Origin of the sequence: Exiguobacterium sp. 17-1, from assembly GCF_023096305.1 — a bacterium.
Lineage (GTDB): Bacteria > Bacillota > Bacilli > Exiguobacteriales > Exiguobacteriaceae > Exiguobacterium_A > Exiguobacterium_A sibiricum_A.
Genome location: NZ_JALIGJ010000002.1, coordinates 233,926 through 255,591, shown reverse-complemented (window position 1 = coordinate 255,591; position 21,666 = coordinate 233,926). Strand labels below are relative to the sequence as shown.

Genomic DNA, 21,666 nt, shown 5'->3' with positions numbered 1-21,666 from the left:
CTCTAAATTTTGTAATCATAGTAAAAAAATGATGGAAAAGTAAAACTATTTGTGAACTGCTTACGTTATCTCTGTGTAGTCCAAAAAAACAAAGGGGTGTTTACAAGATGAAGATGAAAAAGTCGTATCTCGCCGTTCCACTCAGTGCCGCATTATTGATTCCAGCAGCAGGCGTCAGTGCCCATGGTCATGAAGATCATAGTAAGATGTCCCACAGCTCGGGCAAGGTTTCGCTTGATGTGTCGTCGCCAGCTTCGGATTTGCGAGCGACGCTTGATCAGCTTTTATCTGAACACGCGTATTTAGCAGTCGTCACGATGCAAAAAGGAATTGACGGAAAAGAAGACTTCGAACAAGCAGCGGGTGCCTTGAATCAGAATACGGATGAACTGTCGGCCGCTGTCGGATCTGTCTACGGAGATGAGGCAGGCGAAGCGTTCAAGGAAATCTGGTCGAGCCATATCGGATACTTCGTCGATTATGTCAAAGCGACTGGTGCCAAAGATGAAGACGCCAAACAAAAAGCGTTAAAAGAACTGGATGAATACCGCGTCGAACAAGCCGCCTTCCTCGACAAGGCAACAGAGGGTCGTCTGAAAGCGGCTGATTTAGAGGGTGGATTAAAAGTCCATATCACGCAATTGCTGACTTCGTTTGATAGTTATGTCGCAGGCGACTATGACGCCACATACAGCAATCTGCGTATCGCCATCGAGCATATGTATATGGTGGGTGAAGGGTTGTCCGGTGCCATCGTCGATCAATACCCGGATAAATTCAAAAATACGAAAGTCGATACACCGGCAGCTGATCTTCGTGCCGGATTAAACCGAAACTTCTCGGAACACGCAGCGCTTGCGATTCTGACGATGCAAAAAGGGATTGACGGAGCAAAAGACTTCGACGCAGCAGCAGGAGCACTTGGCGAGAACACAGATGACCTGACAGCATCGATTGGCTCTGTCTACGGCAGCGAAGCGGCACAAGAGTTCAAGAAAATTTGGTCGAGCCACATCGGTTACTTCGTCGATTATGTCAAAGCGACTGGCGCGAAAGACGAAGAAGCTCGTGACATGGCCGTTCAAGAACTGGATGAATACCGCGTCGAACAAGCCGCCTTCCTCGATGCTGCAACGGAAGGTCGCCTGAAGTCGAAAGACTTGGAAGAAGGACTCAAGGTCCACGTCGATCAACTGTTACTGGCCTTCAATAGCTACAATGAAAAAGACTATGATAAAACGTACCCGGCGATCCGTGAAGCGTACGGTCACATGTACGGAGTCGGAGAAGGGACAGCGACAGCGATCGTCGATCAGTTCCCGGATAAATTCAAAGGAGCACCAGCCGGAATGCCGAACACAGGTCTTGGTGGAGCAGCTGAAGCACAATCTTCAGCGGGTATCCTCTGGTCATTACTCGGAATCGCAGCCGCTTCGATCCTCGGATTCTTCGGACTTCGCGGTCGTCGCTCACAACACTGATATTGAACTGAAAAAGATGGTGTCCTAGGACATCATCTTTTTTTTAGTTAGTTCTAGTTGAATAGTGTTTTCATTAAAAAAAGTAGGCATCACCATTTTGGAGAAAAACATATCAAGTTGATTGTAAAAACAAGTGAAAATTTAATTTAAAAATGCACGTTTTTTTCACAAATAGATTTTATGATGAAAAATAAACAATCATAATCTTTTCATCATTACTTCCTATGAACAGGATGACACATTATTCGATGCTTTTATTCAAATCCAAGATATTGAGTTTACATTTCGTTGCACGAAACAGTAAATAGAGGTGGAAATGTAAGAAACGGTATGATAGACGACTATGCTGATTACTATTCTGGAGAATCGATTAGTTGTTTTTTTAGAGAAGAATATGAGCTATATATACCGATTGAGTGAAGACTATTTTTTCTTTTAAACGTTATCATGCTTCTCCTAGTAATACTAAGTATCACGTAGGTGAGGGTAGTTCAATCAGAACAGAAAGGAATATTATGAACAAACTTTCATTCAAAATTACCATGTTTTACTTTCTCGGAATTCTTATGATTTTTATTTTATCGTCTGCCATCGTATATAACATTTTGGAAGATCAACAAGTACGAAGCGAATTAGAAAGTCTTCAGGAAAGGGGAAATAGCCATCGAGATGTGTTATCAAACAATTTTGAACGTCAAACAATCAATCATGTTGTGTTGATGGAAGAGAAAGCGATGACTGACGTTATTATTTTGGATGAAAAGAATCGAGTGATTGATTCGTCCAATGACGCTTCAAATTTTTTGCGTTCTGAATGGATCCAAAAAAAGGATGGAATTGTTGAAGGAAATTGGCGAAACGGTGATTTTCTTGTGACAGTAAGTAATACCGATAATGGTGGGAAAGTGATTATGTTAGAACCGACAAAATACATTCGTCATATCATGGGTGAATTGAAGCAACAAGTGATATTTTCCTTGTTGTTGCTCGTTTTCTTTTTGTTAGTGAGCGTTTATTTTTTAAGTTACATGGTCATCAAACCGCTCCTGTCCATGAAAAAAGCAACGATAAAGTTAAGTCGGGGTGAAATGGTTAAGATTCAGGAAATTGAACGAAGCGATGAAGTAGGAGACTTAGCTCGAGCAATCACGAAACTATCTGTTGACTTGTCTCATATTCAAAACACGAGAAAACAGTTCTTGACTTCCATTACACATGAACTGCGTACGCCCATTACGTATATCAAGGGTTATGCAGGTCTTCTAAAAAAAGAAGATTCTAAGTATGGAGAAATAATCTATGAAGAATCCGAACGGCTACAAGAGTTGATAGATGATTTATTCGACTTAGCACGAATGGAAGACCCTTATTTTCAAATAGAACCTCAGCAAACAGAATTAAATAATTTCTTGAAAAAAATTAGTAGAAGGATTAATTCTAAATTTGAAGACAAACAGGTCAAGTTGGTTGTTCAACTAAACCGAGAACCGATTTATAAAAGCATTGATCAAGCTAGATTTAATCAAGTGCTTCTTAATCTTTTAGACAATGCATTGAAATATACTGAGCCTGGAAAAAGAGTGTTCTTGAGACTAGATGAAAATCATATCGAAGTAGTAGATGAAGGAACTGGAGTAGATGAGACGTCCCTTCCGTATTTATTTGATCGGTTCTATCGAGTAGACTCTTCACGAAATCGTGAAACGGGAGGCACAGGTCTTGGATTGGCCATTACGAAAGAAATTGTCGAGGCACATAATGGGAGTATTTCAGCTGTTAATGTGGAAAACGGACTAAAGGTTGTCATCGATTTAAGGAGGATTCCGGCATGAAAACAATCGCGCTGGTGGATGATGAAAAACGAATGCTAGAATTGATCGAACTTTATCTGCAACCAACTTATAATTGCATCAAACTCAACAGTGGAAAAGACGTATTGGATTTGATTGAAACAGACGAACCAGAACTAATCATATTAGATGTCATGATGCCCGTAATGGACGGATTTGAGACATGTCGTAAGATCCGCGAGGTCTCGAATGTACCAATCATCCTGTTGACGGCTCTCCATGGAAAAGAAGAAATCGTAAAAGGATTACGCCTTGGTGCAGACGATTATATTGTTAAACCATTTGATGAGGAAGAGTTACAAGCTAGAATTCAATCCATTTTTAGGCGAACATCTTCAGGAATGGATAACAAAATCGAGTGTTCCGGCTTGGTTTGGGATGAATTTTCTCATGAATTATACTACATTGGTCGTCAAGTGAAAGTCACACCGAAGGAATTTTCTCTACTGGGCAAACTATTAAAAAATTCTGGTAGAGTGTATTCAAGAGAGGAGTTGCTCACAAGTTTATGGTTGGCCAGTGAATGGACGGACGAGCGAACGGTAGATTCTCATGTTCGAAACTTAAGGGAAAAACTTAGAAAAATTGGTTTTCCGATCGAGAAACACCTCCAAACAGTCTGGGGTATCGGCTACAAATGGACTTCAAACTAAAAAAAGCGGAGGCATGGGCCCACGCTTTTTTTAGATTCTAAAAGTGTCATTCAGCTGCTAGTTCGTCTTCGGTGACCCATTTATGATTGGTCACCTGTTTACCCGACGTCGATTCAAAATCAATCATATAAACAGTCGTCTCTTTGGCTGAATCAATCGTTGCAGTAGCCTCTTGCATGCCCTTCATATGATCCGCACTTACTTTGACTTCATCCCCAACATTATAAGGTGTTGACTTCGCTTCTACAATTTCCTCTTGGATGATCCATTTATGGTCTGTCACACGTTTTCCACCGTTTGTTGGATCATAAGAAATACTGTATGCCGTTGTATCGTATGCTCCTACGATAGTTGCTTCGGCGTCTTTCATCCCTTCCATATGGGCCTCTTTAATCATCGCCATGTCTCCAACTTTGAACTTTGGATCTTTAGCATCGTTTAACCCTTTTGGAACTTCTTTAGAACCGGACATATCCATTGTTGAATGGTCCATGCCATCCATATTTTTATCCATGTTACTATTCGACTTAGAATCGTCCCCACTGCTTCCGCATGCTGCGAGTGCTAAAGAGAGAGAAGCCACCATCGTTGTCGTTAAGAGCTTTTTGTTGAATTTCATAAAGAATCGCCTCCGGTAATGTTGTAGTGTTTGGTATACACTGTAACATTAAAATTTGCAGAAACTTTGCAGACGGTCATAAAAAAGCACATTCGAAAAATCTTTTTGTCTCATTTAATCATCATCCGCTTAACGCATCATGCCATTCTGTAAAAACCACATTTTTTTCACAATCATCCTTTACAGTGAAGCTAATATCAAACAGGAAGGAATGAGTGTTATGAAAGGAAAATGGATTATCGTAATCGGAAGTGTGCTGGCATTATTGTTGATTGGCAGTATAGGTTCCTTCTTTTTTCTATCACGCATAGGTGTGGGAAATCTGAATCATGGTGGCATGGGCTCCATGATGAATTCTTCAAATGAATCTTCAAGCGATACCATGATGGGTATGGAAAACGGCGGAATGGGGCATGCTACGAATATAAAGTTGAAGAATTCTACTGAAAAGGAGAATCCTTTAGGTTTGCCTAAAGTATTAAAACCCGATCAAGAGGATAAAGAGTCGATGCGTTACACGGTCGTCGCTCGAGAGGGAACAACACGCTTTTTTGCAAACGGTGATCAAACAAATACGTTAGGATACAACGGAAATTATTTAGGTCCTATGATTGAATTGAAAAAAGGAAAAACTGTCAGCATACGCACGATAAATCAACTTGATGAGCCAACTACGTTTCATTGGCATGGGCTCGTCGTACCCTCACAAGTAGAAGGTGGTCCCCATCAAATCGTGAACCCTGGTGAGTCAAAAGACGTAACCTTTAAAGTAGAACAGAATGAATCGACACTTTGGTTTCATCCCCATCCAATGGGAAAAACAGCCAGTCAAGTGTATAAAGGATTGGCAGGATTGTTATATGTAAAAGAGGTCAATCTAAAAACCAATCTTCCTCAAAAATATGGTGAAAATGATATCCCCTTAATTTTACAGGATCGACAGTTTAATAAAGAGAATAGCATGAATTATGATGATATTGAAAAACCGGATGGGGCTTTAGGTGATACGTTGGTCGTGAATGGCACACTCAATCCGTATTTTGACGTAAAGTACTCTCAAATAAGAGTGAGACTGTTAAACGGATCTAATGCGCGTAACTATGTAGTGAAGTTATCAGATGGTGCAAGCTTCGAAAAAATAGCAGGTGATGGCGGTTATCTTTCCAAGCCTGAAAAAGTTCGGTCGGTTGCGCTAAGTCCAGGTGAGAGAACTGAGATTCTACTTGATTTTTCAAAACATTCAATAGGAGAACAGGTATCCCTGATAACAGATGGAGTAACGATTACCAAGTTTAAACTAAAAGAAAAGCAAGGCCGAAATTCGGAGATAACCAATGCCATTCAAAAGATGCCAAAACTGAATGATGCGGATTTAAAACCTGATCGTAGACTAACGCTTTTCGGAATGGGGAAAATGGTTGAGATAAATGGAAAAACATTTGATGAAAATCGAATTGATATTAAGGTAAAACAAAATCGGACGGAGACATGGGAAATATACAACAAAAAAGATATGATGGGTGGAATGATTCACCCATTTCATATACATGGGGTCCAGTTTGTTGTATTAGAACGAAATGGTGTGCAAACCAATAGTCAAGAGAGAGGACTTAAAGACACTGTAGCTGTTAAACCGGGAGAACGAGTTAAAATTCGAATGACATTCAAGCAAAAAGGAGTGTTCATGTATCATTGTCATATACTTGAACATGAGGAAAATGGAATGATGGGACAATTAAAAGTAGATTAATGGAGTAAGAAATTAAAGATGTCTGAAGGGACACTTGCTAACTTTCATCTTTTTTTCACAAATGGAGGAAATAACTCTTGTGTATCAAAATAAGTAAGATGGATAAATGGAGGGAATTGCGATGGCCCATGAAAACAATGAAATCATTAAAGCCTTACAAAAATGCATAATAACATGTAATGAATGCTTTGACGCCTGTTTAAAGGAGTCTCATGTATCTTCGATGACAGACTGTATACGATTGGATCGAGATTGTGCAGATATCTGCAGCTTACTGGTACATGCTATTTCTCGAAATAGTAATCAACTTAGTGCTCTCGCTAAAAGTTGCGTAGAAATTTGTAGGGAATGTGCGGATGAGTGTTCAAAACATGATCATGAACATTGCCAAAGATGTGCAAAAGCATGTGCAGAATGTGCAAGTCAATGTCAAAAACTCCTTGCATAGACGATTAGAAAGATAGAAAACCTGCCTATACCAATCAAAAGAATATGATTAGTGTAGGCATTTTTTTCTATTCAAAAGGGAAGTTTGAATTAAAGATGAAAAAATTCATAGGCTCGATATACTAACATTACTGAGAATGAAAAAAGTGATACATATAAAATGACGAGCAAAATTTTTGAAAGAAGGTTCATGGTTTCAACTCCATTTCTAATCGTTTAAGTCAATGATAAAAAGAAAATGTGAAATTTTTTTGAAAAAATTTTATATTTTGAATTGAGAGGAGGGTTAGAAAATGAATAGAATTTTAATTGTTGATGACGAGATCAGAATGAGACAACTCTTAAAGCTTTACCTAGAACCGGTTGGCTATGACTGTAGTACAGCGCATGATGGCATCGAGGCGCTTGAGAAGGTGAAGAAAGAATCATTTGATCTCATTCTACTTGATGTCATGATGCCCTTGTACGATGGTTTTGAGGTATGTAAAAAAATAACGGATGCCCATCCAGATATTCCAATCATCATGATCACTGCTTTAGACGATGCTGAATCCATCGTAAAGGGATTAGACGCGGGAGCGACAGATTATGTTTCGAAGCCTTTTAATGGAGAGGTGTTATTAGCGAGAGTCCGTTCGGTCATGCGGCGAAAGCCGAAGGAACATGTCATGTATGAAGGGTTGGTACTGGATGAAAACAACGATTTCATTTTACTCGATGGGAATGTGATTGATTTTACTCCTAAAGCCCATGCGTTGTTGCGACTATTTCTCCAACATCCAGGACGGTTATTTAATCGATTGGAACTTTATGACTTTGTCTGGTCCTATACTTCAGAATCGGATCCGCGAACGGTAGATTCTCATATTAAGATGATTCGAGAAAAGTTGAGAGATTTAAATTATCCAATCGATCGTCATCTGAAAACCATTTGGGGACGTGGATATCGATGGGTTGAAGGAGAGGAATGAAAAAAATTCTCCAAGAATAAAACGATGCTTCACAGAATCTTGTTAGATATTTTGTATGTCTTTTGGTTGATTGTCTAAAAAGGTAGTAAGCGTTAGGCAGGATTCTGTTTCTTCTCTATACACTAGCTACAGGGAGGGTTCTTCATGGAACATAATCAGCATCATGATAATGAAAATACTACGTATTCCTCTCATCATGAACATGCAGGGCATGAAGGGATGATTGAAGATTTTAAAAAACGATTTTTTGTATCGCTAGGTTTAACGATTCCAATTTTGCTACTGTCAAAAATGATTCAAGAATGGTCCGGTCTAAGCATTAATTTTCAATACGATGACTTTGTGTTACTTACATTGTCTACGATAGTCTACTTTTATGGAGGGTGGCCTTTTTTAAAAGGTAGTTTGGATGAGCTTCGCAACAAAAATCCTGGCATGATGATGTTGATTGCTTTGGCAATCAGTGTTGCCTATTTTTACAGTGTTGCAATCGTACTCGGATTTGGAGAAGGACATGATTTCTTTTGGGAACTGGCGACACTTATCGATATTATGTTACTAGGACATTGGATTGAAATGAAGTCAATCATGGGTGCTTCCAATGCCTTACAAGAACTTGTGAAGCTACTCCCCAGTATCGCGCATCGTATCAATAAAGATGAAGTAGAAGATATTCCTGTATCCGAACTAAATACGGGAGATACGATTCTCATCAAGCCAGGCGAACAAGTCCCCGTAGATGGAAAGATAATAAAGGGGACGACGACGATCGATGAATCGATGTTGACAGGCGAATCGTTACCGATCGAAAAGCAAAAAGGTGACATGGTGATTGCTGGTTCTATCAACCAAGAAGGAAGTGTGACAGTCGAAACCAAGGATACTGGTGAAGGTACTTACCTTTCAAAGGTGATTGATTTAGTCAGTGAAGCACAGGAATCAAAATCAAAAACACAAAATTTAGCAAATCGTGCAGCAAAAATGCTCTTCTACGTTGCAGTTGGTGCAGGCATTCTGACGTTCATTATCTGGTTAGCACTAGGGTACTCAGTCAGTACCGCAATTGAGCGGATGGTGACGGTCATGGTTATCTCATGTCCTCATGCATTAGGATTGGCAGCGCCTCTCGTCGTTTCTGTGTCTACTGCGATATCGGCTAAGCGAGGATTGTTAATTCGAAACCGTACGCAGTTTGAGGAGGCACGTCGTTTGGATGCGATTATTTTCGATAAGACCGGAACTTTAACGCAGGGGAACTTCGGGGTCACAGATATCATTCCTGTCCAGGATTCCTCTCAGAATGAATTACTAGGACTTGCTGCAGCTGTAGAGCAATCATCGCAACACCCTCTCGCACAAGGGATACTTGCAAAGGCAAATGAACTTGATCTCTCTTTTCCAACAGTTGAAAATTTTAGTTCTATGACAGGAGTAGGATTGAAAGGAGAAGTGGATGGATTGTTGGTTCGTGTTGTGAGTCCTCGATATGTTCGTCAAGAAAAACTAGCAATCGATGAAGAAACATTTGAGAAGTTGTCCGAGGAAGGGAAGACTGTCATTTTTGTCTTGAAGAATGAACGTTTATCAGGAATGATTGCATTAGCTGATTTGGTTCGAGCAGAAGCCAAGGATACAGTCACTGAGTTAAGGAATAGAGGCATCCGTTCCATCATGCTCACGGGTGATAATGAAAAAGTGGCACAGTGGGTCGCTAAACAGCTTGGTATTGATGAAGTCTATGCTGAAGTATTACCTGATGATAAATCGAGACAAGTAAAAACTATCCAGGCCGAAGGAAGAAAAGTAGGTATGGTAGGAGATGGCATTAACGATGCACCAGCCCTTGCACAAGCTGATGTAGGAATAGCAATCGGAAGCGGTACTGATGTAGCAGTAGAGACAGCAGATATCGTCCTCGTCAGAAGTAATCCAAATGATGTACTCTCTATTCTGGATCTCTCGCGAAATACGTATAATAAAATGATTCAAAATTTATGGTGGGCTGCTGGATACAATATTATTACGATTCCGCTCGCAGCAGGTGTGTTAGCTTCTTATGGTATCATTCTGTCTCCGGCAATCGGAGCGGTACTGATGAGTTTGAGTACGATTATTGTCGCTGTGAATGCCAGAATGCTCAAAATATAATTCATATTTACATTGACTGTCGCCTTTGTCTACTATTCCGCGCCGGCAAGATGTCAAAATTTCGTTTGATTTTGACATATGGATTTGTTATAGCCGAAAACGGTCCCTCGAATAGGAGAGACCGTTTTTTTGCGTAATCATGCAATTATTCTGCCCACCATAAGGCGTCTTCCGGTTTTTTCGCGACAGCGTGCAATTCTTTTTCCGTTGAGACGGTCGGGTGCGAACCTTTTAAGGCTTTGCCCGATGTACTCTTGAAGAAGAAGAAGAACGTAATGAAGCCGATGACGCTGACGGCTGTCAGATAATACGCCGGTGCGAGCGGATTTTGTGTCGCATGGACGAGCCATGTCGAGACAAGGGGTGTCGTTCCGCCGAAGATCGAGACGGAAACGTTAAACGTGACAGACAATGTCCGGTAACGGACGTCTGTATAAAAGATACTCGGCAACAGACTTGGCATCGTTCCTTCGAAGATCGCGAGGAAGAAACCAAGAATGAAGATTCCGATTCCGACGAACAAGAGTGGTTTCAGACCAATCAGGTAGAACGAGAGAATCGACAGAATCGACAGACCGGCCAGTGCAAACAGGACGATATTCCGATTGCCTTTTTTGTCGCTGAGTTTACCGAAGAAGTAAGCAAGCGGAATCATGATGACCATGACGCCGGTAATCAAGATCGTACTCGTTGAACTTGAAATTCCCATGACTTCATTCAGGTAAGACGGCATATACGATAGTAACATGTAATTCGTGATGTTGAAGAACGCAACGGCGATGAAACACACGATGATATCGCGTTTATGATCGCGGAGGATTTCCCGGAACGTAGCCGGTTCTTCCGTATTTTCATTGATTTCGTTTTCGAAGATCGGTGATTCATCAAGATGACGACGCAGGTACAGACCAAACAGTCCGAGTGGTGCCCCTAAAATGAACGGGATCCGCCAGCCCCATGACGCCATTTGATCGTCGGATAATGTGACGAACAGGACGGTTGCGAGAATCGACGCGAGAATATACCCGGCTAGTGTTCCGATTTCAAGGCCACTTCCGAGGGCACTCCGTTTGTTGTCTGGTGATGATTCAGCGATGTAGACCATTGCACCGGCATATTCACCGCCGGTTGAGAAACCTTGTAAAATCCGGGCCAGTAACAGTAAAATTGGTGCCCAAATTCCGATTTGATCATACGTTGGTAATAATCCAATGATGAGGGTCGAACCGGCCATCATGACGATTGTTGTCGTCAAAACGACCTTTCTTCCAAGGCGATCTCCGATTCGTCCGAAGACGATTCCGCCGATTGGTCGCATTAAAAAAGCGATCGCAAACGTCGCAAAGGTAAAGACAAGCTTCAGTTCATCATTTTCAACAGCACTAAAGAAGTTTTGACTGATGATGATTGCGAGATACGAATAAAGACCAAAATCGAACCACTCCATCGCATTCCCAATTCCAGTCGCGTAGACACTTTTTTTGGTTTGCTTCATGTCGACGACATTGACTTTTTCTTTTCTGAATTTCATAAGTTCTATTCACTCCCTTTAATAAGTTCGTATCGTAACATAGTAGGAAATGAAGTCAAGTCGCTAAGCGGCTTAATGACTTGAAAACGACTGAGAATGGCTCTGTACAGGGAGTTGTCAATCCGTTGAGACTCTAAGGAAGACGTCTTGTCCTAAAGATTTATGAAAAAATAATAATTTTTTTCATTTCTTTTCACAAAAATGACACGTTTCTCATTCGTTTTCATTTTATTTGTCCGTCAAGAATCCTCCCTAAGCAGGAGGTGAAATCAAGGAAATGATTGGTAAAATTAAATGGATACATAGATGAATGATGAGGGGCGAGATGACATGAATACGCGACGCATGGGAAAGTGGTTGGCAGGTTTGTTAGGTGTGGTGATCATCAGCGGAACGGCTTGGTATTATCTGTTTGAGACGTCGCAAGTGAACGGTTTTCCGATTCCACGGACGGGGACGGTCGTGGAAAAGCCGGAGGGTTTATTAGTCAAGACGCATCTCGTGTCGGAAGTTGAAGGACCCGGCGTATTATACGAAATGCGGATCCGGCAAGCCGGCTGGAAATGGGTCGACCGGGAAGGACTGGCCGCTTGGTATGAAAAAGACGGCCGGATGATCGAACTGACGACATTTGATGATGAACTGTTTCTTGAACCGGCTGAACGAGCGGGTATCGAACAGTAAAATAAGCGGAGTTCCTATTCACAGGAACTCCGCTTATTTGTGTCCTTAATTCGCATAGAGCAGCTTTTTCGTGTCTTTATCATAGACCCGATAATCGATTTCGAAGTCTCCGTTTCGTGTTGTCGTTACCTGACAATAGTACGGAATCTTTTTGCCATAGGCATCAAGATCAGGTGCGTCACGGAAAGAAAACGTATCGTTGGTTTCTGTTAAGGTGATGTCGATTGATGTTCCTTTTGACTCAGACGGTTCCAAAACACAGGCACCTACTAATACCCGGTAATCACGAAACACCATCTCGGTAAAACTCGGTACCGTTACCCAGAGACATAGCAATCCGAGTAATAGGATACCTGTCCATTTGAGTTTTTGGAAAAAGGAATACTGTTTGTTGTCAAAATGAAGGACAAAAAGATAGCAGGCCGGTAAGACAAATGAAACACCTAACAAGAAAATGAAAAAATAAGTGATGATTTCAGCATTCATCTGGATACGTCCGTCTGATGGCGGGACCAGTGAAAGGTGGTATCGGATGCACAAGTTTTTTGGAATCCGATTTTCTCCAAGACCCGAATCGAAGCACGATTCGTCGCTATTGTTTCAGCAGAGACAGTCGCAACGTCCGGACGTGACAACGCCCAATCGACGAGAGCACCGACGGCTTCTGTCGCATAACCATTGTTTTGATAACGTTCCAATAAGCCGTAGCCGATTTCAACGTCCTTATTGGCAGATGGTCGTCCTTTAAAGCCGATGTCCCCGATGATGTTGCCGTCAGCTTGGCGGATGACGAGCCAGCTGCCACAGAGGAGCAGGGCAGGTTTTTCTGCCAGTTCAATTAAGTGATTCTCAAGTTCAGGACCGTTCTCGTAACATTGTTCCAAAACGAGCGGCGTCCATTCAGTCGTATACGGTACAATCGTCAATCGGTTAGTTTGGATGGTCATGGTCACATTCCTACCCTCGAAGTAGTTTCGGTCATTCAGATGAATACAATAACTTATCCGTCTTGAAATCGTAAATCCGGTAAGAAATCTCAAATTCATGATCTTTTGTCGTCGTCACGTGACAAGTGTATGGAACGTCCGGTCCGTATGCGCCGAGGTCTGCCCGATCCAAGAAACTGAAATAGTCGCCTGTTTCATCGTAATAAAGATCAAGCGTCCGCGGTTTGGATTCATCATTGTACTCTACCGTACAGACTCCTTTAGTCGTCGCATAGTCATGGTAGACGACGTACTTCAGGCTCGGAGCCGAATACCAGACCAGTCCCACCCCGAATAAACACAGTAAAACGAGTCGGAAAAACAGGGAAAATTCGATTCCGTTATCCTCACGGAGCCAGAAATATAACAATACACTCAGCACCATACAGATGATACCGCCAGCGAGAATCGCGTAATAGAAAAGCACTTCTTCATTCATGCGATTATCTCCCTCATAAATACAAGCCGTTCGCCTGAACGACGAATTGCGAGTGCTCGTAATGATAGGTGATGACGGAATAGTCGAACGGTCGGCCGTTCGTCAAGTGGAAGATTGTCTCGACCGTCAATGCCGGATCACCGGCTTCAAGCTCCAAGTGTTTTGCAATCGAGTCAGGTAACTTACCGACATGCATGTACATGTCCGAAAACCCGATGTTCAGTCCGAGCGCCGTCTCGAGGTACTCGAAAATCGACTGTTCGACGATTTCTCGGTTCAGATAGGGCACGATTGCTTGACGGTAATACGATTCCTCAAGGCACATGATGTTCCCGTCGATGTAGCGGATTCGTTTAATGAAATAAACCATGTCACCGGTCGTGCAGCCGAGATTTTCAGCAATCGCGTCAGGACACGGGATTAACTCAAACGACAGGACGTTCGACCGGATGTCATGTTCGACGAGATTCTGCTTAAAACCTTGCGTCGAAAACAGCTCGATATAGCCTTTCCGATTTGTCTTGCGGACAAAAATTCCGCTGCCGCGGACTTGAAAGATGGTCCCTTTTCGCTCCAATAATTCCAGTGCTTTCGTCATCGTCGTCTTGCTGACCTCGAATTGACGGATCAATTGATCGAGAACCGGTAATTTATCTCCTTGCTGTAATGCGTGTTGTTCGATATAGGCTTCGATTTCCGTCGCCGTCTGTTGGTATTTCAGCATGGTTCACCCTCATTTTCCAGTAATTGTTCTACTTTTTTACTATAGCATAAGACGATTTTGAACTACATTATTCAAATAATTAAATTAAATATGGATTGATAAATTGTACATGTACAATTATAATAAGGATGTACGATTCGGATTTACAACATAAGGAGGTTCAGGGATGAGTAAAGTGCGGGATTATCAGCAGCTGGCGCATTCGATTTTGGAAGCGGTTGGCGGCGAGGACAATATCATCAGTGTCGCGCGGTGTGCGACTCGGCTACGGTTAGTGTTGAAGCGGTCGGATGCGAAGGCGAAAGACCAGGTCGCTGCTTTACCGGGTGTCATCACGGTCGTCGAGTCAGGCGGTCAGTTCCAGGTCGTCATCGGACAGCATGTCGGGGAAGTCTATGAAGCATTCCGGCCACTTGTTTCATTAGAGGACGGGAATTCGGATCAGGGAACCGAAACACCCAAAGGAACCATCTTGAACCGGATCATCGCGACGATGTCCGCCGTCTTTGCACCGTTCGTCTATATCTTGGCAGCGGCCGGTATCCTGCAAGGGGCACTCATCTTAATTTCACTTGTGTTTAAAGACTTTGCCGCGACGGGAACATATGAAGTGTTCAGCTTTATCTCTTGGGCACCGTTCACGTTCCTGCCGATTTTCATTGCAATCACGGCAGCGAATCACTTTAAAGTCAATCAGTTCATCGCCGTCGCCTGTAGTGCGGCACTCGTCAGCCCGACGTGGGCCGAGATGGCCGGACGGATCACATCCGGTGAATCAATTTCATTCATCGGCATCGCCTTATCGGGAACGACTTACACGTCTTCGGTCTTACCACCGTTGTTCCTCGTCTGGTTGTTGTCTTATCTTGAAAAATTCCTGAACCGGACAATCAATGACGTCATCAAACCGTTGTTCGTCCCGTTCTTCTGTATGGTCATCATGGTGCCGCTGACGATTCTCGTCATCGGTCCGATCACGACACTCGGAGCGGAAGGAATTGCAAACGGATACAATTATTTAGCAGAAAATGCACCGGCGCTTGCCGGACTAATCATCGGCGGTTTTTGGCAGATTATCGTCATCTTTGGTGTCCACTGGGGCGTCACACCGATGGTCCTGGCGAACTTCGAACAATATGGTCGGGATTCGTTCCAGGCGTATCAGACGATTGCCGTCATCGCTCAGGTCGGTGCCGTCATCGGTGTCATCTTAAAAACACGCAATACAGAAACAAAAAAAGTCGGAATTTCAGCCGGTCTGACCGGGATCTTCGGAATCACGGAACCGGCGATCTACGGCGTGACGTTACGCTTTAAGAAACCGTTCATCTACGGCTGTATCTCGGGCGCGGTTGGAGCTGTCGTCGCCAGTTTCTTCAAACCGTATTACTTCGCCTATGCAGGTTTGCCGGGACCATTGACGCTCGTTAACGGCATCAGTTCCGATTATCCGTCGTCAATCGTCGGATTATTGATCGGAACGGCGATTGCGTTGATTTTACCAATCGTCCTGATTCAAATTCTTGGCTTTGGTGAAGAGAAAGTCGTCCCGGTGACAACAACACCAGCGACACCGGTGCCGGCACAAGAAGTCAGCGCGACACTGACGAACGAAGAAACAATTCAAGCACCACTCGCGGGACAAGTCGTACCACTGTCAGACGTACCGGACGAAGTTTTTGCATCAGGAGCCATGGGACGAGGTGTCGCGATTCGTCCGACTTCCAACACGGTCGTCGCACCCTTTACCGGCAGCATCGTCATGATTGCACCGACGAAACACGCGATTGGTCTCCGGTCGACAAGTGGTGTCGAAGTGTTGATTCACGTCGGTCTCGAAACCGTCGGCTTGGACGGAAAACCGTTTACGTTACACGTTGAAGACGGAACGCATGTCGAAGCGGGGCAAACACTGTTGACGTTTGACGCATCTGCCATCGAACAGCACGGCTTACAGACCATCACACCGGTCATCGTTACGAACGCGTCGAGTTATGCGGAAGTGATCGTCGGGAAACACGAAACGGTCGAAACCAATACAGCGATTTTAACGATCGTTAAATAAGAGAAAACATGAGGAGGAAACGAAGATGAAGACATTACCAAACGATTTTTTATGGGGCGGGGCACTCGCTGCCCATCAATTTGAAGGCGGTTGGAACGCCGGTGGCAAAGGACCAAGTGTCGTTGACGTCATGACAGCGGGTGAACACGGAGTTGCCCGACGAATCACCGAGACGATTGAAGACGGGACGTTTTATCCGAACCATGAAGCGATTGATTTTTATCACCGCTATAAAGAAGATATCGCGTTATTCGCCGAGATGGGATTGAAATGTCTCCGGACGTCAATCGGCTGGAGCCGGATTTTCCCGAACGGCGACGAAACGGAACCGAATGAATCTGGACTGCAGTTTTATGATGATGTCTTTGACGAGTTGTTGAAACACGGCATCGAACCGATCATCACGCTGTCACACTTCGAAATGCCGTTGCACCTGGCCCGCGAATACGGCGGGTTCCGTAATCGGAAAGTCGCCGAGTTCTTCGAACGATTCGCTGAAGTCTGCTTCACGCGCTACAAAGACAAAGTCACGTACTGGATGACGTTCAACGAAATCAACAACAAGATGGATGTCGAAAACCCGTTGTTCCTCTGGACAAACTCCGGTGTCAAAGTCGAACCGGGCGAAAACGCGATGGAAGTCATGTATCAGACCGGTCACCACGAGTTGATCGCCAGTGCTCTTGCCGTCGCGAAAGGAAAAGCGATCAATCCCGACTTCCAAATCGGGGCGATGATTTCACACGTCCCGATCTATCCATACTCGTCGCATCCGGAAGACGTCATGCTGGCTGAAAAATCGATGCGTCAACGGTACTTCTTCCCGGATGTTCAGGCGCGCGGTTACTATCCGAACTATGCCTTAAAAGAGTTTGAACGCGAAGGATATGCCATTCCGATTCTCGACGGCGACGACGAAATCCTGAAAAACGGAACGGTCGACTACATCGGCTTCAGCTATTACATGTCAACGACCGTCAAACACGACGCGACTGTCAACAATACAGGCAACATCGTCAACGGCGGTCTTGCGAACGGTGTCGAGAATCCATACATCCAGTCAAGCGACTGGGGCTGGGCGATTGATCCGGTTGGACTCCGCTACGTTCTGAATCGTCTCTATGACCGGTACCAACTCCCGCTCTTCATCGTCGAAAATGGCTTTGGGGCCGTCGATACGATTGAAGATGGCAAGATTCATGACGCAGCGCGGATTGATTATCTGAAGACGCATATCGAAGCGTTGACGGAAGCGGTCACGGAAGACGGCGTCGAATTGATGGGCTACACACCGTGGGGCATCATCGACATCGTATCGTTTACGACGGGTGAGATGAAAAAACGCTACGGGATGATTTACGTTGACCGGGACAATGAAGGCAACGGTTCAATGGAGCGGATGAAAAAAGATTCGTTCGACTGGTATAAACAGGTCATTGCGACAAACGGACAAGACTTGGCGTATGACAAAGCAACACAACGTTAAGCCGGCAAACCTCCACCTGAAGCGGGTGGAGGTTATTTGTTGTATCGAAAAAAGACTTGCTTGATCAAGCGAAAGACAGGATGATAAAGAAGATGTCATCCATTTTTTGTATGGATTAATAAAAATCATCCTAAATACAGGATGATTCAAAAATATGATGGAGGTTATACATATGTTTACAGTTGATGAGTATTTAGCTTCAATCAAAACGAATCTTGCGCAGCACACAGACGTGCTGGTCAAAAATTTGAAGACAATCGCAGAGGCGAACTTTGCACAGGATGTCGAACTGCTAGATTTTTCTGCGTTTATCGAACCGTCGCGGCATGATCTATCAATCATGTTCTTTTCGATGGACCGGGAAGCAAATGAAGTGTTTGAAGAAGACGGGACGCCGGGCTTTGCCGGCAGTAAATCGATGCTCGACGAGGCGGTGTATTATCACGTTACACCGAAACAATCGGATGACTTTGATGTGTTCCATGAGGAAAATGAAGAAATCTTGATCGAACAGGAGCGACAACTCTTTGCGGATTGGTTCAGCACGTGTTGGCAACAAGCCGGTGGAGAGCGGGTTCAACTGCCTGCCTATTTTAATGTCCACGACGAAGGAGAAACGTTTGACTTGAAGCGGCGGAATTGGATGGATGAAGAGGGGAAATGGGATTGAGTTCGGAGGCGATTGGCAAGAACCGCTTCATGGTGGGTATCAGCATTGCGACGGTTTGGGAGTTTGAAGCGACGTTAGATTACTTTCACGTGAAAGAAACGGAACGGATCACGTACCCGTACGGGGAATACTTTTGCCGGACAATCAACGGGAAACCTGTCGTTTTTTACAGCACCGGTGTCCGGAAAGTAAACGGGGTCGGCGGGAATCAGTACATGCTGGCGCGTTTTTCACTTCAGAAAGTGCTTGTCGTCGGGACATGCGCTGGGATCGACGAACGGTTTGACGTACTTGACATCCTCATTCCGGACCGAGCGGTTCAATATGACTGTACGGTGAAGGAAGTCGAGCCGTTGCTGAAACCGTCGTTCATCGTTGAAATCGATGTGCTGAAATACGGCATTAAAGGTAACGGGACGATTGGGACGGCTGACCGCGCGGTCGTCATGTGGAACGATTATCTCGAACTGCAGGCGAACGGCATCACGATTGCGGATACGGAAGCAGCAGCGATTGCCTACATCTGCCGAAAGAATGCGGTCGAATGCATCATCATCAAAGGTATCTCGGATGTTCCGACGGACGAGACGGATCTTGATCCGCTTCAGTCGAATCAGGAGCAGATCAACGTCTACATCGCCAATACACCGAAGGTCATGACGCGGATTTTTGACGACTATCTGCACGTATTCATATAAAAGGAGTGCCGTTATGAAAAAACGAGTTTTTTGTTCAGTCACGATTGCGCTGATGCTTGGCGGATGTGGAATCGGACAACCGAAAGAGCCCGACTTCCCTCGGTATACGGGCGAATACTTACACATTGCCTATATCGGGAAAGCACCTGAAGTCCGGGAAGACAACGTCCGTCTAGAGGAAATTTCATTCGCTGAATTAAAAAATCGCAAGCAGGTCGCTTCGACGTTCGACGCTGTACTGATCATGCCGAATAAATTACTGGAAGCGGATCAAGGCGAGTATGCCGATACCTACTTGAAAATGCGAATTCCGACGTTTTTCATCGGGTCGAATAAGGGGCATGTGCCGTTCATCGCGGACTGGATTTCGTACAAGGAAGCGGCGGGGGAGACGACCGATTATGCAGCCGGTTACTTAAACGGGAAAACGACCTTGTTTTGGACGTACGGGTTATACAACGATGTGAAAACGAAGGGACATATCACCGCCATGTATTCGAATGTCTTTCAAACAGTGGAAACGGTCAAGAACAAACGGCAGCAGTAACAGGAAAACGCCACTCCGGCATAGAATCGGAATGGCGTTTTACGCATGAAATTGCGTCATGATGAGAAAAGTGGCGTGAGCTGTTGAAAAAGTCGATTGGCGCCGAAACCCGAGCTGTTCATACAGGTGAATCGCCCGTTCGTTAAATGTCGCGACGGTCAAACGAAGGGGTAAGGAAGTCTGGGATTTGGCGGTATCGAGGACAAACGAACAAAAGGTAAAACCAGTTCCTTGCCCTGTCAGTTTTGGCTGACGGCCGAGTCCGATATCCAAATAATCATCAGCATACAGTCCGAGCGGACGACCGGGCGGTACTTGCGCGGATCGGCCGGTACAGAAGAAGCCGACCAGTTGTGCTTGATCGATGACGGCCTGATAGGAACCGTCGAGCAGTTCGGCATATGCTTCCTCCGACGTCTCCATATTGTAAAAATCGTACGGCGGCGGATAGGTCCACTTCAGGACGGCAGTTGCCTGATCAACCGTCATCGGGACAGCTTGAAATGTCATAATTTGTACCTCCGGATATAATTTTCTCCACTGTATCGCATTCCTGTTATTTTTTCTATATAATGTAAAAAAAGAACGGGGGAACGAACATGACGACAACGGATTTTTATCAACACTTACCGGTCCTTGAAACCGAACGATTGGTGTTGCGACCACTGCAAGGGAAAGATCTCGACGATCTATTTGAATACACACAAGACGAGGAAACCGCCCGTTATGTGACCTGGAATGCCAATCAGACGATTGAACAGGCGGAACAGTTTTTGAACTACGTCCTGTCGAACTACGAGCAAGGGAAAGAAGCACCATGGGCGATTGTCTGGAAGGAAACCGGCAAGATGATCGGGACGATTGATTTCATCCACTTGTTGCTTGACGACAATAAACAGGCGGAACTCGGTTATGCGTTATCGCGCCAGTTCTGGGGCAAAGGCATCGTCACAGAAGCCGTTGCACGTGTCATGGCATACGGTTTTGAAGAACTCAAGCTCGAGCGGATTCAGGCCCGGTGCATGGAAGGCAACATCGGTTCCGCCCGGGTGATGGAAAAAGTCGGCATGACGTACGAAGGAACGTTACGCCGGTTAATCTTCATCAAAGAAGCGTTTCACGACGTCAAGATGTATTCGATGTTACGGGATGAGTATTCCATGTTGCGCCAAGGGTCGACACAACAGACGAAACAACATCAATGAGTCAAAACCCCCAATCCGGTTTGCCGGTTTGGGGGTTTTTCTGATTACATTGTCTGCTCGACGGATGAAGCATCCACGAATTCAACCGTATGCGTCACCGTATCAAGAATCCGCGTCCGTGGATCATCTTTTGAGAGGAAGATCGCTTCCCCGGTCGCGTCAAAGGCAAACGCCGTCGGAATCGAGAAGCCGCAGTTCCGGTATGACCCGTCGGCGTGACTCGTTCCGATGAACAGTGCTGATTGCTGGCGGCTGATTTTTTGTGCTTCACCGGACCAGTCCGTGTATTGTTCCTCACTAAACATTCCGACACCGATTGGATTAAAGATGATATCCACCGTATCGTGCTTCAGACCATCGAGTCCGAGAAAAACCTCGCGGCAAAGCAGATATCCGGCTGCTTGCCCGGCAACGATGGCGGTCGACGGCGTATAGAGCGGACCCGCTTCCGGTGTCTTTGCCCGGTCGAGCAGGAGCTCTCCTTCTGCATTGATAATCAGTGCCCGGTCCAAACGGTTTGCGTCGCGGTAACCGGTCACGATGATCGTCGCATACTGTTTTGCTAACTGGCGCAACGTCGCGACATCTGTCTCGCGGCAATACCCTTCCGGATAGAGAAGGAGATTGATGTCCGGATAGGCGGCAATCTCACGTCGTAATTGTTCGAGTTGGGTTTCCTGCTTGGGTTGGCCGATTAAAATTTTCATAGTGG

22 protein-coding genes are annotated in these 21,666 nt (G+C 44.6%); 14 read left to right on the top strand and 8 right to left on the bottom strand.

From position 1 onward, the window contains the following. Positions 1-107: 107 nt before the first annotated feature. From MUN34_RS06930 to MUN34_RS06920, 3 genes are all read left to right on the top strand, one after another. Positions 108-1,481: a copper amine oxidase gene (locus MUN34_RS06930; protein ID WP_247857258.1), complete on the top strand. Its 1,374-nt coding sequence runs from the start codon at positions 108-110 to the stop codon at positions 1,479-1,481. Between the two features lie 515 nt (positions 1,482-1,996). Further along, positions 1,997-3,313, top strand: coding sequence for a sensor histidine kinase (locus tag MUN34_RS06925; protein ID WP_247857257.1), 1,317 nt, complete (start codon positions 1,997-1,999; stop codon positions 3,311-3,313). Next, positions 3,310-3,984, top strand: coding sequence for a response regulator transcription factor (locus MUN34_RS06920; RefSeq protein WP_247857256.1), 675 nt, complete (start codon positions 3,310-3,312; stop codon positions 3,982-3,984). Before MUN34_RS06925 ends, MUN34_RS06920 begins: the two co-directional genes overlap by 4 nt. 46 nt (positions 3,985-4,030) lie before the next feature. On the opposite strand, the gene MUN34_RS06915 is transcribed toward MUN34_RS06920, so the two are convergent. Further along, on the bottom strand, positions 4,031-4,603 hold the full coding sequence (locus MUN34_RS06915; RefSeq protein WP_247857255.1) for a YdhK family protein: 573 nt from the start codon (positions 4,601-4,603) through the stop codon (positions 4,031-4,033). A gap of 220 nt (positions 4,604-4,823) precedes the next feature. Here MUN34_RS06915 and MUN34_RS06910 point away from each other — a divergent pair, with 220 nt between their 5' ends. The 4 genes from MUN34_RS06910 to MUN34_RS06895 all read left to right on the top strand — a co-directional run bounded on the left by MUN34_RS06910 (position 4,824) and on the right by MUN34_RS06895 (position 9,919). After that, complete coding sequence (locus tag MUN34_RS06910) at positions 4,824-6,353, top strand: multicopper oxidase family protein (protein WP_247857254.1); 1,530 nt, start codon at positions 4,824-4,826, stop codon at positions 6,351-6,353. 106 nt (positions 6,354-6,459) lie between these two features. Then, entirely contained in the window at positions 6,460-6,801 is a 342-nt protein-coding gene (locus MUN34_RS06905; RefSeq protein ID WP_348772897.1) for a four-helix bundle copper-binding protein, read from the top strand. A gap of 292 nt (positions 6,802-7,093) precedes the next feature. Further along, positions 7,094-7,771, top strand: a complete 678-nt coding sequence (locus tag MUN34_RS06900; RefSeq protein ID WP_026831297.1) for a response regulator transcription factor — start codon at positions 7,094-7,096, stop codon at positions 7,769-7,771. 144 nt (positions 7,772-7,915) lie between these two features. Then, positions 7,916-9,919, top strand: coding sequence for a heavy metal translocating P-type ATPase (locus MUN34_RS06895; protein ID WP_247857252.1), 2,004 nt, complete (start codon positions 7,916-7,918; stop codon positions 9,917-9,919). Between the two features lie 145 nt (positions 9,920-10,064). Here MUN34_RS06895 and MUN34_RS06890 read toward each other — a convergent pair whose 3' ends face one another. Then, positions 10,065-11,450 (bottom strand): MFS transporter, encoded by a 1,386-nt coding sequence (locus MUN34_RS06890; RefSeq protein WP_026828419.1) that lies wholly within the window; start codon positions 11,448-11,450, stop codon positions 10,065-10,067. Between the two features lie 330 nt (positions 11,451-11,780). Between MUN34_RS06890 and MUN34_RS06885 the strand changes: the two genes are divergently transcribed. Then, entirely contained in the window at positions 11,781-12,134 is a 354-nt protein-coding gene (locus tag MUN34_RS06885) for a hypothetical protein (protein WP_247857251.1), read from the top strand. A 45-nt stretch (positions 12,135-12,179) separates the two neighbouring features. Here MUN34_RS06885 and MUN34_RS06880 read toward each other — a convergent pair whose 3' ends face one another. From MUN34_RS06880 to MUN34_RS06865, 4 genes are read right to left on the bottom strand one after another with little or no spacing between them, the layout of a single operon-like run. Continuing rightward, a complete protein-coding gene (locus MUN34_RS06880) occupies positions 12,180-12,620 on the bottom strand; it encodes a hypothetical protein (protein ID WP_247857250.1) in 441 nt (146 codons plus the stop codon). Then, entirely contained in the window at positions 12,617-13,081 is a 465-nt protein-coding gene (locus MUN34_RS06875; protein ID WP_247857249.1) for a GNAT family N-acetyltransferase, read from the bottom strand. The genes MUN34_RS06880 and MUN34_RS06875 overlap by 4 nt, the downstream gene beginning before the upstream one ends. A 31-nt stretch (positions 13,082-13,112) precedes the next feature. After that, a complete protein-coding gene (locus tag MUN34_RS06870; RefSeq protein WP_247857248.1) occupies positions 13,113-13,559 on the bottom strand; it encodes a hypothetical protein in 447 nt (148 codons plus the stop codon). Between the two features lie 13 nt (positions 13,560-13,572). After that, a complete protein-coding gene (locus MUN34_RS06865) occupies positions 13,573-14,283 on the bottom strand; it encodes a GntR family transcriptional regulator (RefSeq protein ID WP_247857247.1) in 711 nt (236 codons plus the stop codon). Between the two features lie 166 nt (positions 14,284-14,449). On the opposite strand from MUN34_RS06865, the gene MUN34_RS06860 reads away from it, so the two are divergent. From MUN34_RS06860 to MUN34_RS06840, 5 genes are all read left to right on the top strand, one after another. After that, on the top strand, positions 14,450-16,348 hold the full coding sequence (locus tag MUN34_RS06860) for a beta-glucoside-specific PTS transporter subunit IIABC (RefSeq protein WP_247857246.1): 1,899 nt from the start codon (positions 14,450-14,452) through the stop codon (positions 16,346-16,348). Between the two features lie 25 nt (positions 16,349-16,373). Beyond that, a complete protein-coding gene (gene bglA / locus MUN34_RS06855) occupies positions 16,374-17,834 on the top strand; it encodes a 6-phospho-beta-glucosidase BglA (protein WP_247857245.1) in 1,461 nt (486 codons plus the stop codon). Between the two features lie 172 nt (positions 17,835-18,006). Beyond that, a complete protein-coding gene (locus MUN34_RS06850; RefSeq protein WP_026828411.1) occupies positions 18,007-18,504 on the top strand; it encodes a hypothetical protein in 498 nt (165 codons plus the stop codon). Between the two features lie 29 nt (positions 18,505-18,533). Next, complete coding sequence (locus tag MUN34_RS06845) at positions 18,534-19,202, top strand: 5'-methylthioadenosine/S-adenosylhomocysteine nucleosidase family protein (RefSeq protein WP_348772903.1); 669 nt, start codon at positions 18,534-18,536, stop codon at positions 19,200-19,202. 13 nt (positions 19,203-19,215) lie between these two features. Further along, the gene (locus MUN34_RS06840; RefSeq protein ID WP_247857243.1) at positions 19,216-19,749 is read left to right on the top strand and encodes a hypothetical protein; all 534 of its coding nucleotides are present in this window, start codon (positions 19,216-19,218) and stop codon (positions 19,747-19,749) included. Between the two features lie 39 nt (positions 19,750-19,788). Here the strand turns inward: MUN34_RS06840 and MUN34_RS06835 are convergent, their stop codons facing one another. Then, positions 19,789-20,259 carry a GNAT family N-acetyltransferase gene (locus MUN34_RS06835; RefSeq protein WP_247857242.1) on the bottom strand — a complete coding sequence of 157 codons (471 nt, stop codon included), beginning with the start codon at positions 20,257-20,259 and terminating at the stop codon, positions 19,789-19,791. Between the two features lie 89 nt (positions 20,260-20,348). Here MUN34_RS06835 and MUN34_RS06830 point away from each other — a divergent pair, with 89 nt between their 5' ends. Next, complete coding sequence (locus MUN34_RS06830) at positions 20,349-20,954, top strand: GNAT family N-acetyltransferase (RefSeq protein WP_247857241.1); 606 nt, start codon at positions 20,349-20,351, stop codon at positions 20,952-20,954. 44 nt (positions 20,955-20,998) lie between these two features. Here MUN34_RS06830 and MUN34_RS06825 read toward each other — a convergent pair whose 3' ends face one another. Beyond that, a complete protein-coding gene (locus MUN34_RS06825; protein ID WP_026828408.1) occupies positions 20,999-21,661 on the bottom strand; it encodes a hypothetical protein in 663 nt (220 codons plus the stop codon). Positions 21,662-21,666: the final 5 nt, after the last annotated feature.

Coding starts and splice junctions, on each gene's coding strand:
- MUN34_RS06930 (WP_247857258.1), top strand. CDS start 108: ATGAAGATGAAAAAGTCGTATCTCGCCGTTCCACTCAGTGCCGCATTA.
- MUN34_RS06925 (WP_247857257.1), top strand. CDS start 1,997: ATGAACAAACTTTCATTCAAAATTACCATGTTTTACTTTCTCGGAATT.
- MUN34_RS06920 (WP_247857256.1), top strand. CDS start 3,310: ATGAAAACAATCGCGCTGGTGGATGATGAAAAACGAATGCTAGAATTG.
- MUN34_RS06915 (WP_247857255.1), bottom strand. CDS start 4,603: ATGAAATTCAACAAAAAGCTCTTAACGACAACGATGGTGGCTTCTCTC.
- MUN34_RS06910 (WP_247857254.1), top strand. CDS start 4,824: ATGAAAGGAAAATGGATTATCGTAATCGGAAGTGTGCTGGCATTATTG.
- MUN34_RS06905 (WP_348772897.1), top strand. CDS start 6,460: ATGGAGGGAATTGCGATGGCCCATGAAAACAATGAAATCATTAAAGCC.
- MUN34_RS06900 (WP_026831297.1), top strand. CDS start 7,094: ATGAATAGAATTTTAATTGTTGATGACGAGATCAGAATGAGACAACTC.
- MUN34_RS06895 (WP_247857252.1), top strand. CDS start 7,916: ATGGAACATAATCAGCATCATGATAATGAAAATACTACGTATTCCTCT.
- MUN34_RS06890 (WP_026828419.1), bottom strand. CDS start 11,450: ATGAAATTCAGAAAAGAAAAAGTCAATGTCGTCGACATGAAGCAAACC.
- MUN34_RS06885 (WP_247857251.1), top strand. CDS start 11,781: ATGAATACGCGACGCATGGGAAAGTGGTTGGCAGGTTTGTTAGGTGTG.
- MUN34_RS06880 (WP_247857250.1), bottom strand. CDS start 12,620: ATGAATGCTGAAATCATCACTTATTTTTTCATTTTCTTGTTAGGTGTT.
- MUN34_RS06875 (WP_247857249.1), bottom strand. CDS start 13,081: ATGACCATCCAAACTAACCGATTGACGATTGTACCGTATACGACTGAA.
- MUN34_RS06870 (WP_247857248.1), bottom strand. CDS start 13,559: ATGAATGAAGAAGTGCTTTTCTATTACGCGATTCTCGCTGGCGGTATC.
- MUN34_RS06865 (WP_247857247.1), bottom strand. CDS start 14,283: ATGCTGAAATACCAACAGACGGCGACGGAAATCGAAGCCTATATCGAA.
- MUN34_RS06860 (WP_247857246.1), top strand. CDS start 14,450: ATGAGTAAAGTGCGGGATTATCAGCAGCTGGCGCATTCGATTTTGGAA.
- bglA (WP_247857245.1), top strand. CDS start 16,374: ATGAAGACATTACCAAACGATTTTTTATGGGGCGGGGCACTCGCTGCC.
- MUN34_RS06850 (WP_026828411.1), top strand. CDS start 18,007: ATGTTTACAGTTGATGAGTATTTAGCTTCAATCAAAACGAATCTTGCG.
- MUN34_RS06845 (WP_348772903.1), top strand. CDS start 18,534: ATGGTGGGTATCAGCATTGCGACGGTTTGGGAGTTTGAAGCGACGTTA.
- MUN34_RS06840 (WP_247857243.1), top strand. CDS start 19,216: ATGAAAAAACGAGTTTTTTGTTCAGTCACGATTGCGCTGATGCTTGGC.
- MUN34_RS06835 (WP_247857242.1), bottom strand. CDS start 20,259: ATGACATTTCAAGCTGTCCCGATGACGGTTGATCAGGCAACTGCCGTC.
- MUN34_RS06830 (WP_247857241.1), top strand. CDS start 20,349: ATGACGACAACGGATTTTTATCAACACTTACCGGTCCTTGAAACCGAA.
- MUN34_RS06825 (WP_026828408.1), bottom strand. CDS start 21,661: ATGAAAATTTTAATCGGCCAACCCAAGCAGGAAACCCAACTCGAACAA.